At 71.3% G+C, this 13,252-nt stretch carries 11 protein-coding genes; 6 read left to right on the forward strand and 5 right to left on the reverse strand.

Translation table 11 applies throughout. The annotated features are described in order from the left end of the window. Positions 1–10: 10 nt before the first annotated feature. Positions 11–1,072 (reverse strand): beta/alpha barrel domain-containing protein, encoded by a 1,062-nt coding sequence (locus AOM00_RS07765; protein ID WP_062517245.1) that lies wholly within the window; start codon positions 1,070–1,072, stop codon positions 11–13. A 122-nt stretch (positions 1,073–1,194) separates the two neighbouring features. On the opposite strand from AOM00_RS07765, the gene AOM00_RS07770 reads away from it, so the two are divergent. The 4 genes from AOM00_RS07770 to gad are packed head-to-tail and all read left to right on the forward strand — an operon-like array spanning position 1,195 to position 5,353. Further along, on the forward strand, positions 1,195–2,139 hold the full coding sequence (locus AOM00_RS07770; RefSeq protein ID WP_062517246.1) for a phosphodiester glycosidase family protein: 945 nt from the start codon (positions 1,195–1,197) through the stop codon (positions 2,137–2,139). 3 nt (positions 2,140–2,142) lie between these two features. Next, complete coding sequence (locus AOM00_RS07775; protein WP_062517247.1) at positions 2,143–3,222, forward strand: bifunctional glycosyltransferase family 2/GtrA family protein; 1,080 nt, start codon at positions 2,143–2,145, stop codon at positions 3,220–3,222. A 55-nt stretch (positions 3,223–3,277) separates the two neighbouring features. After that, positions 3,278–3,952, forward strand: a complete 675-nt coding sequence (locus AOM00_RS07780; protein WP_062517248.1) for a Pr6Pr family membrane protein — start codon at positions 3,278–3,280, stop codon at positions 3,950–3,952. Positions 3,953–3,997: 45 nt separating this feature from the next. Continuing rightward, a complete protein-coding gene (gad, locus tag AOM00_RS07785) occupies positions 3,998–5,353 on the forward strand; it encodes a glutamate decarboxylase (protein ID WP_062517249.1) in 1,356 nt (451 codons plus the stop codon). On the opposite strand, the gene AOM00_RS07790 is transcribed toward gad, so the two are convergent. Together AOM00_RS07790 and AOM00_RS07795 are read right to left on the reverse strand one after the other, a co-directional pair. After that, positions 5,350–6,012 (reverse strand): hypothetical protein, encoded by a 663-nt coding sequence (locus tag AOM00_RS07790; RefSeq protein ID WP_062517250.1) that lies wholly within the window; start codon positions 6,010–6,012, stop codon positions 5,350–5,352. The two genes, gad and AOM00_RS07790, sit on opposite strands and share 4 nt — an antisense overlap. Before the next feature lie 142 nt (positions 6,013–6,154). Beyond that, a complete protein-coding gene (locus tag AOM00_RS07795; protein ID WP_062517251.1) occupies positions 6,155–7,372 on the reverse strand; it encodes a cobalamin-independent methionine synthase II family protein in 1,218 nt (405 codons plus the stop codon). Positions 7,373–7,667: 295 nt separating this feature from the next. On the opposite strand from AOM00_RS07795, the gene AOM00_RS07800 reads away from it, so the two are divergent. After that, positions 7,668–8,501, forward strand: a complete 834-nt coding sequence (locus tag AOM00_RS07800; protein ID WP_062517252.1) for a hypothetical protein — start codon at positions 7,668–7,670, stop codon at positions 8,499–8,501. Positions 8,502–8,709: 208 nt separating this feature from the next. After that, positions 8,710–10,086 carry a pyridoxal phosphate-dependent decarboxylase family protein gene (locus AOM00_RS07805; RefSeq protein ID WP_062517253.1) on the forward strand — a complete coding sequence of 459 codons (1,377 nt, stop codon included), beginning with the start codon at positions 8,710–8,712 and terminating at the stop codon, positions 10,084–10,086. Positions 10,087–10,158: 72 nt separating this feature from the next. Here AOM00_RS07805 and pntB read toward each other — a convergent pair whose 3' ends face one another. Continuing rightward, on the reverse strand, positions 10,159–11,565 hold the full coding sequence (gene pntB, locus AOM00_RS07810; protein ID WP_062517254.1) for a Re/Si-specific NAD(P)(+) transhydrogenase subunit beta: 1,407 nt from the start codon (positions 11,563–11,565) through the stop codon (positions 10,159–10,161). Continuing rightward, complete coding sequence (locus AOM00_RS07815) at positions 11,562–13,124, reverse strand: Re/Si-specific NAD(P)(+) transhydrogenase subunit alpha (protein WP_062517255.1); 1,563 nt, start codon at positions 13,122–13,124, stop codon at positions 11,562–11,564. Before AOM00_RS07815 ends, pntB begins: the two co-directional genes overlap by 4 nt. Between the last annotated feature and the right edge of the window lie 128 nt (positions 13,125–13,252).

Below are 13,252 nucleotides of genomic sequence, written 5' to 3' on the forward strand. Positions count from 1 at the left end.
GCGTGCGCCGTCAGGAATCGAGCGCGCGCACGCTCCGGCCGAGCCCTGCGTCGAGCATCGCGCCCGTCGCGCACATGACCGCGTCCGCACCCGCGGCGCGGTAGGACGCGTAATGGGACGCGTCGAGCACGCCTCCCACGCCGACGATCGCGAAGGCTTGCCCGAGCTCCTCGCGGTGCCGTGCGAGCCGCTGCGTCATCTCGAGGCCCGCCCACCGGATCGCGTCGCCGCACACGCCCGCGACCTCCCGTCCCTCGCCGGGCAGCGCCGGGCCGCCATCCCTGTCGACCAGCCGAGCCGGCAGGGTGTTGATGGCCGCATACCCGTCGACGATGCCGGCCGTCGCCTCCACGAAGGCGCGCAGTGCCGCATCGTCGCGGAAGTACGCGAGCTTGAGCACCAGCGGCAGGTCGCCGATCGCGTCCTTGACCGCGCCCGCGATCCGCGCGACCGCAGCGGTGTCGAAGCACAGGAGAGCGCCGGTGCCCTCGTTGGGGCAGCTGAGGTTCATCTCGAGCACGCGCGCGCCCGTCTCCGCCACGAGCCGGGCGGTCGCCGCGTGGTCGGCCGTGTACGCAGCCATGCCGCCCGAGCGCTGCCGTGTGCCCTGGAACGACGCGAGCAGCAGCTGGCCGTCCCCTGCCGCGGCCACGGCCTGCGCCATGTCCGGCTGCCAGGCGTCGGGGTCCTGCGACGGCACGCCGAACGAGTTCGAGATGCTCGTCGCGTGCTCGAGCTCCGAGTCGGCGAGCAACGGCTCGGCACGGTCCGCCTCGAGCCGTCCACGGACATGGACCGCGAGGGTGTTGGGGAACGGATGCGAGGCGTGCGCCGCGCTGCGGACCGTCTTGTAGGCCGCGATGTCGAAGCCGTGCCTCAACGCGGCGGTGGTGTACGCGGAATCGAGCAGCGGGCCGGCGGCGATGCCGAACGGGCTGTGGAGCATCTCGCCCAGGAAGGCATGACGCGGAGGCGCCTCCGGCACGGGCACACCGGGTCCGGCCATGGGCCCCGAGGGGCCGTGCGCGAGGTTGTGCTCGTAGGACTGTCGGGGGTCGTAGCACCAGGTCACAGTGCCCGAGGCTAGCCCCGCCCACGGCGTCGGGGCGGGGACCTTCGGCCGCCGGCCGCTCCCGGCCAATCCTGAGCCGTCTCCCAGCAGAACCACCGGGCTCGCTCCCTAGGGTCGCCTCCATGAGCACCTCGCCCCGCACGCCCCGCACGCCCCGCACGCGCCGACGCCGCCTGCGCACCGTCATCGCGTCGATCGCGGCCCTGCTCGCGCTCGTGGCAGGCGTGGTCGGCTGGGCGCTCGACCGCTACGTGATCGACCATGTCGAGATCGCCGACGCGTCGGCGTACGAGGCGGCGCTGAGCGAGGACGCAGGGACGGCTGAGAGCGCCACCGACGAGGCCGCGGGCGAGGCGCAGATCAGCCTCTCGCAGCACACGTACGGCACCGGCGACGACGCGGCGACCTACTACGTGGCGGATATCGAGATGACGGACATCACGCAGCTCCGCTCCGCCTTCGCGGAGGACGCCTTCGGCGAGAACATCATCGCCGACCCCTCCGAGATCGCCGAGGAGGTGGGCGCGGCGCTCGCGATCAACGGCGACTACTACGGCTTCCGCTCGGACGGCATCGAGATCCGCAACGGCGTCGTCTATCGCGACGAGCCTGCGCGCGAGGGCGCCGTGATCTACAGGGACGGCACCATGGAGGTGTACGACGAGACGACCACGAGCGCCCAGGAGCTTCTCGACGCCGGCGCCTGGCAGACGCTCTCGTTCGGGCCCGCTCTGGTCGACGACGGCAGCATCGTCGACGGGATCGACCAGGTCGAGGCGGACACCAACGTCGGCAACCACTCGATCCAAGGGGATCAGCCCCGCACCGCGATCGGGATGATCGAGGCGAACCACTACGTCCTGGTGGTCGTCGACGGACGCTCGGACTCGAGCGCAGGCGTCACCCTCGACGAGCTCGCGCAGATCATGATCGACCTGGGCGCCACGGAGGCGTACAACCTCGATGGCGGCGGCTCCTCCACGATGGTGAGCGACGGCGACGTGGTCAACGTGCCGGGCGGACGCGGCCACGAGCGCGGCACGTCCGACATCCTGTGGGTGGGCTGAACGATGTGGGTGCTCATCGCCGCCTACGAGCCCGGCCCACGCCTGGTGGAGCTCGTCGACGCGTTGCGACCCCGTCACCGCGTCCTCGTGGTCGACGACGGGTCCGGTCAGGCGTTCGCGGCGGTCTTCGCAGCTGCGGCCCACGCGGGCGCGCACGTGCTCGCGCATGACGCCAACCAGGGCAAGGCCGCTGCCTTGCGGACCGGCATGGCGTGGCTTCACCGCCACCACCCCACCGAGGCCCTCGTGTGCGCCGACTCCGACGGTCAGCATCGTCCCGACGACATCGAGGCGGTGGCGCGCGTGCTCGCGGACCGCGAGGCATCCGGCCTGCAGCCCGCACTTGTGCTCGGAGCCCGAGGGTTCGACGGCGAGGTCCCGCTGCGCTCCCGCGTGGGCAACCGCACCGTGTCCGCCGCGACCGCGATGGTGACCGGGCTGCGCCTCGACGACACGCAGACGGGGCTGCGCGGCTACCCCGCAGCCCTGGTGCCCTGGGCGATCGGCGTGCACGGCGAGCGGTTCGCCTACGAGATGCGCGTGCTGCTCGAGGCGTCGCGTGCGGGGATCCCGGTGGTCGAGGTCCGCATCGGGACGGTCTACCTCGACGGCAACGTCGGCTCGCACTTCCGGCCCGTCGCCGACTCCCTCCGCGTGCTCGCGCCGGTCGCCGTCTTCGCGGCCTCCTCGCTCGGCGCCTTCGCGCTCGACACCGCGGTGCTGCTCGCGCTGGCGGATCTGACAGGCTCGCTCGCCGTGGCGGTGGTGGGAGCTCGCCTCCTCTCGGGCTCCGTGAACTTCCTCATCAACCGCCGCGCGGTGTTCGCCTCGCGAGACTCCGTCGCGCGCGAGGCCTCCCGGTATCTCGCGCTGGCGCTCGCGCTGGTCGGAGCGAGCTACGTGTCCCTCACGCTTCTCACGGCGCTCGGCACGCCGCTCCTGCTCGCGAAGGTCACGACCGACGTGGGGCTGTGGGCGCTCTCGTTCGGCATCCAGCGCGCCGTGGTGTTCGGGCGCCGCGCGCCGAGCGCCCGTCGCACCGCTCTCGTGTCGACGTCCACGGCCAAGCCGATGCCGAAGTGAAGACACGCGCGAAATTGGACCAAGCAAGCGCCACGGTTTGGTAAAGTCTCGAAGCGTGAGCAAAGACGCCACGATCCGCATCCTGCGCCTCTTCGGCGCGTCCGTGATCGCGTCCGCCCTGGGGTTCCAGGCATGGGCCGATCTCACCTTCGGCACGTTCACCTGGGGACAGCTGCCGGGGTACTTCACGCCGCTCGCGAACCTCGCCGGGATCATCGCGCTGCTGGCCTCCGCACGCGTCACCAGGCCCGAGCGACGGTGGGTGACCCTGCTGCGCGTGAACTCGGCGACCTACCTGGTGGTGGTCGGCGCGGTCTACTGGGCGCTGCTCGCGCCGTACACCACGCCGTACTTCCCCTGGGCGAACGCCGTGCTCCACGGCGGCGCGGGCGCCATCCTGGTCGCCGACTGGGTCCTCATCGGGGGACGCAGGCGCCTGCCGCTCGGCACGCTCTGGAGCGTCCTGAGCCTTCCCGCCATCTGGGTGTCGTACCTGTTCGTACGCGCCTTCCTCGACGGATGGGTCCCCTACCCGTTCCTGGATCCGGCCCGCGGCGCGGCCGCGATCGTCGCCACCCTCGGTGCGATCTCCGCGGTCGGCCTCGCCGTCTCGGGGCTGCTGCGCGTGCTCGCGGTGCTGCGGCCGGCCACGTTCTGGCCCGGGCCCGCACGGCGCACGGCGGTCGCCACCGTCCCGCCGCGCACGCGCGACGGCGCTTCGGTACGTTGAGGACGGGAGGGTGCACCTGATCACGCGTACCTGAGGAGGACGGTGATGGAGCTCGACGCCCACGCTGGCACCGACGACTTCGACGACTTCGCGACACCGTGGTTCCGGCTCCCCGACGGGGCGATGACGCCGGACATGGCCTACCAGATAGTCCACGACGAGGCCATGCTCGACGGCAACGCACGCCTCAACCTCGCGACCTTCGTAGGCACGTGGATGGACGAGCATGCGAACCGGCTCTACGCCGAGACCGTCGACAAGAACATGATCGACAAGGACGAGTACCCGAAGACGGCGGAGATCGAGACACGCTGCTGGCGGATCCTCGCCGACCTGTGGCACGCGCCCGATCCCTCGCACGCGATCGGCACCTCGACCATCGGCTCCTCCGAGGCCGCGATGCTCGCCGGCCTCGCACTCATGCGGCGCTGGCGCGCCCGGCGCCAGGCGGAGGGTCTCCCGATCGACCGGCCCAACCTGGTGATGAGCTCCGCCGTCCAGGTGTGCTGGGAGAAGTTCTGCAACTACTGGGATGTCGAGATGCGGCTCGTGCCCGTCTCGCTCGAGCACCCCACGCTCGACGGCACCGACCTCGAACGCTGGGTGGACGAGCGGACCATCGGCGTGGTGGCCATCCTCGGCGTCACGTACACCGGCGTGTACGAGCCCGTCGCGGCCATCGCCGCGGCCCTGGACCGCCTCCAGGCCGCAACCGGGCTCGACGTGCCCATCCACGTCGACGGCGCCTCGGGCGCCATGGTCGCGCCGTTCGTGCAGCCCGACCTCGTCTGGGACTTCCGACTCGACCGGGTGGTCTCCATCAACACCTCGGGCCACAAGTACGGGCTCGTCTACCCCGGCCTCGGCTGGGCGGTCTGGCGCTCCGAGGAGCACCTTCCGGAGGACATGATCTTCCGCGTGAGCTACCTGGGCGGCGACATGCCGACCCTCGCGCTCAACTTCTCCCGTCCGGGTGCGCAGGTGCTGCTCCAGTACTACCTGTTCCTGCGGCTCGGACGGGAGGGCTACACCGCGGTGCACTCGCACACGCGCGCGGTCGCGATGGAGGTGGCACGGCAGATCGCCGCGATGGGCCCGTTCGAGCTGGTGAGCGACGGCAGCGACATCCCGGTCTTCGCGTACCGCCTCAAGGACGGGTACACGGACAACTGGACGCTGTACCACCTGTCCGACCGGCTACGTGCGCGCGGCTGGCAGGTGCCGTCCTACCCGATGCCCGAGGACCTCCAGGAGGTGACGGTCCAGAGGCTCGTGATCCGCCGTGGGAGACGCGCCCTGAGCCGGGACTTCCTCGAGGACATGCGGGCATGCGTGGAGTACCTCGAGGCGCTGTCCGGGCCGATCCCGATCGAGCGTGAGGGCTCCGCCTTCCACCACTAGCGGGACGATGCGGGCACCGTCGCCGCGGGACGGACCAGCACGGCGGCGGCCAGGAAGCACAGCGCCCCCAGGAACGTCCCCAGGTTCGCCCAGAACAGGCTCACGAACGTGTCCGTCGCCGGCATCACGTACGCGCCGACGGCCGACGCGCCGAAGGCGAGGGACCCGAGCATCGTGAGCCATGCGGCCCCGGGGGTACGGGCGTCGAGCCGCCACAGCTCGTGACGCCGACGCACCGCCGCGAGAGCGAGCGCACCGGACACGAGGAACGCCGCCGAGCCCCATGCATCCGAACGCCATCCGGCGCCCACGGCGTCAGGGGTGCGCACAGCGGCGAGGAGCGCCGCGAGCGTGCTGACGTTGAAGAGCACCGTGCCGAAGGACTGCACCGCCGCCGACCACCAGTCGTACGCATCGGCGCGCGCCGCACCCGCGCGAGGCGGGCGGCGACCGCTCAGCAGCAGCTGGATCGCGCCCGCGCCGGTGAAGCAAAGCGAGCCGATGAAGAAGGTCGCCCCCGTCGCCACCGCGCCGACGGCATCGGAATACCACGGGAGCGCGCCGAGCGCGAAGAGGAGCGAGCCGACCGCGAAGCCCCAGGCCTCCGCGCGCAGGCGGATGTACCTGCGATGGGAGGTGCCTGCGGGGTCGGCCGACATGCCTCCTACGCTACGGCCGACCCGCCGCGCCGCGCCGGGTGGGGCCACGTTCGCTCTCCCAACGGGTAACCGGGCCCGTCGCGACCCCGGAGACGCCACGGCCCCGGCCCCCTCACGGGAGACCGGGGTCGTCGTCCTCGCGTCAGCCGTTCAGGAGCGCCGCGGCGCGGCGCGCGCCCTCGCCGAGCGACTCGAGCTTCGCCCACGCGATCTGCGGGTGGATGCGGCCGCCGAGCCCGCAGTCGGTCGAGGCGACCACGTTCTCCGGTCCCACGATCTCCGCGAAGCGCACGATGCGGTCCGCGACCAGGTCGGGGTGCTCGACCACGTTGGTCGCGTGGCTGACGACGCCCGGCAGCAGCGTGGTCCCCGCGGGAAGATCGACGTCGCGCCACACCTTCCACTCGTGCTCGTGGCGCACGTTCCCCGCCTCGAACGAGATCTCGGCCGCGTCGATCTGCGCGACGAGGTCGACGATGTGGCGCAGTTCGAGGTCCGTGGTGTGAGGGCCGTGCCACGATCCCCAGCACAGGTGGATCCGGACCTGCTCGCGCGGCAGGCCGGCGATGGCGTGGTTGATCGCGTCGATGCGCGTCTGGATGAATGCGCGGTAGTCGGCCACCGTGGGCTCGGGGTTGATCTGGTCCCAGCTCTCCGCGAGGGACGGATCGTCGATCTGCACGGTCAGGCCCGCGTCGACGATCGCCTTGTACTCCTCGCGCATCACGTCGGCCCACGCCCAGATGTGCTCCTCCTCGGTGGCGTAGTAGGAGTTGCCGATGCGCGCTGCGCTGCCAGGAGCGAGCGAGGTGATGAACCCCGTCTCGAGGCCGGCAGCGTCGAGACCGGCACGCAGGTTCGCGATGTCCGACGCGATCGCGTCCTGGCCGCGGTAGGTCAGCGGGGCGACGGCCTCGGGCCAGAACGGCGGCTCGCCCATGAGCACGCCCGACGTCGGGTCGAAGTAGGCGGCGGCGAAGCGGACCCAGTCGCGGCGGTCCTCCATCGTCGTCAGGTGGACATTCCCGGGTGACGAGCGCACAGGCTGAGGGCGGGGCGCGTCCTTCGACGGGAGTGCGAGGCCCGCGGTCCGCTGGAACGAGTACGACCACCACGCGCCGAAGTCGGCCGAGGCTGTCATCGCCTTGCCGAACTCGCCGTCGCCGACGATCGTGAGGCCCACCTCGATCTGCTTGCGCACCAGCTCCGCGACGGCCTGAGCTGCGCGCTCACGGTACTCGTCGGTCGGGATGAGCGTGAAGCCGTCCTCCGCGACCTGGAGGGCCTTGGTCGCCTCGACGAGCTCGGCAGAGCGCGGCAGCGATCCCGAGGTGGTGGTCTGGATGGTCAGCTCGGTCATCGAGGCTCCTCTGGTCGCGGGCACATCACCCGCACGGTTGCAGGGACAGCCCGCCGGCAATGCCCACCCTGGGTGGATCCGAGGCCTCGTTTGATGCGCGGCGGTGGGCCACAGTCTGCCGCGTTGGGCTCGGCACCGCAAACCAGGTGCGCGCGGCACCGCGGCCTCAAGTGAGAAATCGCACACCATGCCGAAAGTCGGGGCGTCAAATGCCTACACTTCTGGATCTGGCCGCCGATGGTGGTCACTAGCAACCGCGCCCGGGCCCGGGCCGGGGCGACTCGAGGAGGACCGGGTGGACTCGCAGGATCTGGGCGGCATGCCGACCGTGGCCGTTGACCGTGACCGCGTGGTGAGCGCGGCTCAGCAGACGATCGGCGATCATTCGTGCGCCACATGCGACTCCGGTCGGGTCTGCGACACCATGTTCTTCGCCGCCGCGGTGGTGGAGCTCGACCACGAGCTTCGCGAGGTCATCGCGGTGCGCGATGGCGACGAGGTGCTCCAGCGCGCGGTGGACCGCGGTCGCCACGAGGCCGTCGCGCAGTCGCTCGCGGTGCTCGGCCGCACCGAGGGCCAGTACCGCACCGAGGCGGACGGCGACACGTCGCACCTCTCCTTCGCCCTCGCAGAGGCCCTCCGCAGCACGGCGCTCGTCATCCGCTCCGAGGTGCACAACCCGACGTCCCGCACGGCGCTCGAGATCATGGCGCGCGCGGACGAGGCCTACGAGCTCGCCGAGTACGTCCGCGACGTCTCGACGCGCTACCGCGACACCAAGTCCGACGTCGCGGAGGCGCTGTCGAGCGTCGCCGGCGACATCGAGAAGGGCACCGAGGGCGTCAGCCGCCTGCAGCGCGCCTCCGACATCTCCACCCCCGTGGACGAGCTGTCCTCCCTCGCGCGGGATGCCGACCCGGATGTGCGGTGGTGGGTCGCCCAGAACCCGTCGACGGCCGCCGAGGATCTTGCCGGTGCCGCGATGACCGAGCGCCATCCGCTGGTGCTGACCGCGCTCCTGCGGAACCCGCGTCTCCCGGAGGACCGCGTGCGCCTCTTCACTGAGCACCCCCACCATGACGTGGCGGTCGCGGCCCGGCGCCGCATCGCCGAGTCGTCCGGTCGCTGACCCGCGACCGAGCGACGCAAGGCCCCGTCGTCCCACCCGGACGACGGGGCCTTGCCGTGTCCGTCGCGATACCTTGTGCCCGCCCGGCATGCTCGTTCCGTGCATCTGAAGCGCATCTGCACAGGATTCCATCGAGGACGCGGCGCTTTCGCGCCCGGTTCCTGCAGCCACAGCGCCCTATCCTGACCGGGTGATCCCCGTCCCCAGGATGAACAGCGCCTCGCGCATGCACGACGTGTCCCCCGAGAGCCACGCGATCGTCGACCACGTCCTCGAGTACACGCGCCGACGCGCGCTGTGGGAGGACATCCCGCTCGACACCCCTGCGAGCCCCGAGGAGCTCGCACGCATCGCGCCGATGTCGATCACGCCCCAGGGCATCGGTGCCGAGCAGGCCCTCGCGCTCTTCGGCGACGTGCTCGCACCGACCTGCCTGTCGACGGACCATCCCGGCTACCTCGCCTTCATCCCCTCGGCGCCCAGCAAGGCCGCCACGGCCTTCGACCTGGTGGTCTCCGCGTCGTCGATCTACGGCGGATCCTGGCTCGAGGGTGCGGGCGCGGTGCATGCGGAGAACGAGGTGCTGACCTGGCTCGCATCCGAGTTCGGCCTTCCCGGCACCTCCTGCGGCGTGTTCGTCCAGGGGGGCACCATCGGCAACCTGTCGGCCCTGGTCACGGCTCGTGACGAGGCGCGACGGCGCCTCACCGAGCAGGGGCGCCCGCACCCGCCGCGCTGGGCGGTGGTGGCCAGCATCGAGTCGCATTCCTCGATCGCCTCCGCGGCGTCCGTCATGGACATCGACGTGATCGACGTGCACCCCGACGGCGACGGCCGCCTGCGCGGACACGCGGTCGAGGACGCGCTCGCGACGCACGGCGACGCCGTCCTCGCGGTGGTCGCGACGGCTGGGACCACCAACTTCGGGATCATCGACGACCTCGAGGGAATCGCGGACGTCACCCGCAGGCACGGCGTCTGGCTGCACATCGACGGCGCGTACGGCCTCGCGGGGGCGCTCGTGCCGCAGATGCGTCCGGCCTACACGGGGATCGAGCATGCCGACTCGCTGATCGTCGATCCCCACAAGTGGCTGTTCGCCCCGTTCGACGCGTGCGCCCTCATCTACCGCGAGCCCATGGCTGCGCTGCGCGCCCACACCCAGCACGCCGCCTACCTCGACACGCTTGCCGGCTCCGCCGCACCCAACCCGTCCGATCTCGCGGTCCAGCTCACGCGGCGGGCCCGGGGGCTGCCCCTGTGGTTCTCGCTCGCCACCTACGGGACCGACGAGTACCGCGCGGCGATCGCGCATGGCATCGACCTCGCGCATCGTCTTGCGACGGAGGTCGAGAGGCGGCCCGGGCTGTCCCTGGTCCGCCGTCCGCAGCTGTCCGTGGTCGTGCTCCGCCGAGATGGCTGGGCGCAGCATGACTACGAGGCATGGTGCGACCACCTGCTCGCGTCGCAGAAGGCGTTCGTGGTCCCGAGCTCGCATGAGGGCGAACCCGTCCTCCGGCTCGCGATCATCAACCCGCTCACCACCTTCGAGCTGCTGTGCGAGGTTCTCGACACGCTCGGCTGACGGCTCCCGCGAGCCACGGACGCACCACGGCCCCCGGGGTCTCCCCGGGGGCCGTGGTGACGCGGGGCCCGATCAGGCGGAGGCGCCCTCGCTCACGCGGAGCGCGGTGAGGATCTCCTCGACCTGGGCCTTGGCGTCACCGAAGAGCATCGCCGAGTTCTCGCGGAAGAACAGCGGGTTCTGCACGCCCGCGTAGCCGGTCGCCATGGAGCGCTTGAACACGATGCACTGCTTCGCGTTCCACACCTCGAGCACGGGCATGCCCGCGAGCGGCGATCCCGGGTCCTCCATGGCGGAGGGGTTGACCACGTCGTTGGCCCCGATGACGAGCACCACGTCCGTCTCGGCGAAGTCGTCGTTGATCTCGTCCATCTCCAGGACGATGTCGTACGGCACCTTCGCCTCCGCGAGGAGCACGTTCATGTGCCCGGGCAGACGACCGGCGACGGGGTGGACCCCGAAGCGGACCTCGACACCGTGGTGGCGGAGCATGGCCACCATGTCGGCGACCGGGTACTGCGCCTTGGCGACGGCCATCCCGTAGCCGGGCACGATGATGACGCGGCCGGCCGCCTCGAGCATCGCCGCGACCTCGGGCGCCTTGACCTCGCGGTGCTCGCCCTGCTCCCCCGCTGCGCTGGACGTGCCGCCCTCGGCGCCGAAGCCGCCCAGGATCACGGAGATGAACGAGCGGTTCATCGCCTTGCACATGAGGTACGAGAGGATCGCACCCGAGGAGCCGACGAGCGCGCCGGTCACGATGAGCAGGTCGTTGCTCAGCATGAGGCCCGCCGCTGCGGCCGCCCAGCCCGAGTACGAGTTGAGCATCGAGACGACGACCGGCATGTCGCCGCCGCCGATCGCGGCGACCAGGTGGAACCCGAGCGCGAGCGCGATCACGGTCATGATGACGAGCGGCACGATGCTTCCGGTCGCGATGTACACGGCCAGCAGGACCGCGCTCACCACGATCGCGCCCAGGTTGAGCCAGTTCCGGCCCGGGAGCGTGAGCGGCTTCGACTTCATCTTCGCGGAGAGCTTGAGGTACGCCACGATGGACCCGGTGAAGGTGACGGCACCGATGAGCACCCCGAGGAACACCTCGACCTGGTGGACCGCGTCCGCCTCCTCGGTGAGGTGCGAGTTGAAGCCCACGAGCACGGCGGCGAGGCCTACGAAGCTGTGGAGCATCGCGATGAGCTCCGGCATCTGCGTCATCTCGACGGTCCGTGCGCGCCACACGCCCACGCCCGCGCCGATCGCGAACACGCACGCGATGAGGAGCGCGGTGGTGAGCGCCGAGCGCTCGGAGCTGTCGAGCGCGAGCACCACGGTCGCCGCCAGCGCGAGCACCATGCCCACCATGCCGAGGATGTTGCCGCGTCGGGCCGTCTCCTGCTGGGAGAGCCCCGCGAGCGAGAGGATGAACAGCACCGCCGCGACCACGTAGGTCGCCTGTGCGAGGGAGACGAGGGTCATGACGCGTCCTTCCGGAACATGCCGAGCATGCGGTAGGTGACGAGGAATCCACCGAAGATGTTGATGCTGGCCACCGAGGCCGCGATGAAGGCGAAGGTGGCGACCAGCGTGTCCTCCGAGCCGATCTGCAGCAGCGCGCCCACCAGGATGATCCCCGAGATCGCGTTCGTCTGTGCCATGAGCGGCGTGTGGAGCGAGTGCTTGACGTTGGAGATCACGTAGAAGCCCACGATCACCGCGAGGGCGAACACCGTGAGGTGCGCGACGGTGGCCGAGTCCGCGAACGCGAGCAGCAGCAGCGACGCCACCGCGCCCGCGCCGTACAGCCAGTTGCGACGACGCTGCCTCGCGACGGCGGCCTCCGCGTCGAGCCGCGCCTTCTCGGCGAGCTCCTCGGCGGTCGGGGCCGGCGGGCCGGACGATGCCGGGGCGGCGGAGACGTTGACGGGCGGCGGCGGCCACATGATCTCGCCGCCGTGGGTCACGGTCATGCCGCGCTGGACCGGATCCTCGAGGTCGAGCACCAGCGTGCCGTCCTTCGCGGGCGTCACGAGCGCCATGAGGTGCACGATGTTGGTGCCGAACAGCTGCGACGTGTGGCGCGGCATACGGCTCGTGAGATCCGTGTAGCCCACCACGGTCACGCCGTTGTCGGAGACGACCACCTCGCCGGGCTCGGTGAGCTCGCAGTTGCCGCCTCCCGAGGCCGCGAGGTCGACGATGACGGAGCCGGGCCGCATCCCGGCGACCATGTCCGCCGTGATCGTCGTGGGGGCGGTACCGCGCACGAGCGCCGTGGTGATCACCACATCGGCCTTGGCGGCCTCTGCGGCGTACACGCGCATCGCCGCGGCCTGCTGCTCCTCGGTGAGGGGCTTGGCGTACCCGTCCGCGCTGATCTCCTGCTGCGCCTCGGGCGCGTGCACGAAGGTGCCGCCCATCGACTCGATCTGCTCGGCCACCTCGGGGCGGACGTCGAAGGCACGCACCTGGGCACCCAGGGAGCTCGCCGCACCGATCGCGGCGAGGCCGGCGACCCCTGCGCCGATGATGAAGACCGTCGCGGGCGTCGTCTTGCCTGCCGCGGTGACCTGTCCGGTGAACATGCCCCCGTACTGCTCGGCGGCCTCGATGACCGCTCGGTAGCCGGCGACGTTGGAGAGGGTGCTGAGCACGTCGATCGCCTGGGCGCGGGAGATGCGCGGCACGGCATCGAGCGCGAGGGCCGTGACGTCCCGCCCGTTGAGCGCGTCGAGCAGGGCGGGGTTGGACTGCGGCGCCATCATCGACACCAGCGTCGCGCCCTCGGCGAGCGCCGCCACCTGGGCGTCGCCGGGGGCGTTGACGCACGTGACGACGTCCGCCCCCCACGCCTCCGCCGCTGTACCGAGCGTCGCGCCCGCCTCCTCGTACTGGTGGTCCAGGAAGGCCGCGTGCGTTCCCGCACCGCGCTCCACCACCACCTCGTAGCCCAGCTTGATCAGCCCCGCGACGGAGGCCGGGCTCGCGGCTACCAGCCTCTCGCCCGGACGCGTCTCCATGGGAACGCCGATGCGCATCGTTCATCCTTGTCCGCCGCAGCGCCACCCGGGCCGGGGACGCGGCAGGCTTGTCGGTCGGCGGCGCGCGGACCGCCCCGTGAGGACGGTGACCGCGATCCGGGATCGTGTTCACCCGCCTCGCACTC

The sequence above is a fragment of the Demequina gelatinilytica genome (assembly GCF_000971115.1).
Classification (GTDB): Bacteria; Actinomycetota; Actinomycetes; order Actinomycetales; family Demequinaceae; genus Demequina; species Demequina gelatinilytica.

Excerpts from the sequence above, each read along its gene's own strand:
- AOM00_RS07795 (WP_062517251.1), bottom strand. The coding sequence starts at position 7,372 with ATGACCGAGCTGACCATCCAGACCACCACCTCGGGATCGCTGCCGCGC.
- AOM00_RS07790 (WP_062517250.1), bottom strand. The coding sequence starts at position 6,012 with ATGTCGGCCGACCCCGCAGGCACCTCCCATCGCAGGTACATCCGCCTG.
- AOM00_RS07775 (WP_062517247.1), top strand. The coding sequence starts at position 2,143 with ATGTGGGTGCTCATCGCCGCCTACGAGCCCGGCCCACGCCTGGTGGAG.
- AOM00_RS07815 (WP_062517255.1), bottom strand. The coding sequence starts at position 13,124 with ATGCGCATCGGCGTTCCCATGGAGACGCGTCCGGGCGAGAGGCTGGTA.
- pntB (WP_062517254.1), bottom strand. The coding sequence starts at position 11,565 with ATGACCCTCGTCTCCCTCGCACAGGCGACCTACGTGGTCGCGGCGGTG.
- AOM00_RS07770 (WP_062517246.1), top strand. The coding sequence starts at position 1,195 with ATGAGCACCTCGCCCCGCACGCCCCGCACGCCCCGCACGCGCCGACGC.
- gad (WP_062517249.1), top strand. The coding sequence starts at position 3,998 with ATGGAGCTCGACGCCCACGCTGGCACCGACGACTTCGACGACTTCGCG.
- AOM00_RS07805 (WP_062517253.1), top strand. The coding sequence starts at position 8,710 with ATGAACAGCGCCTCGCGCATGCACGACGTGTCCCCCGAGAGCCACGCG.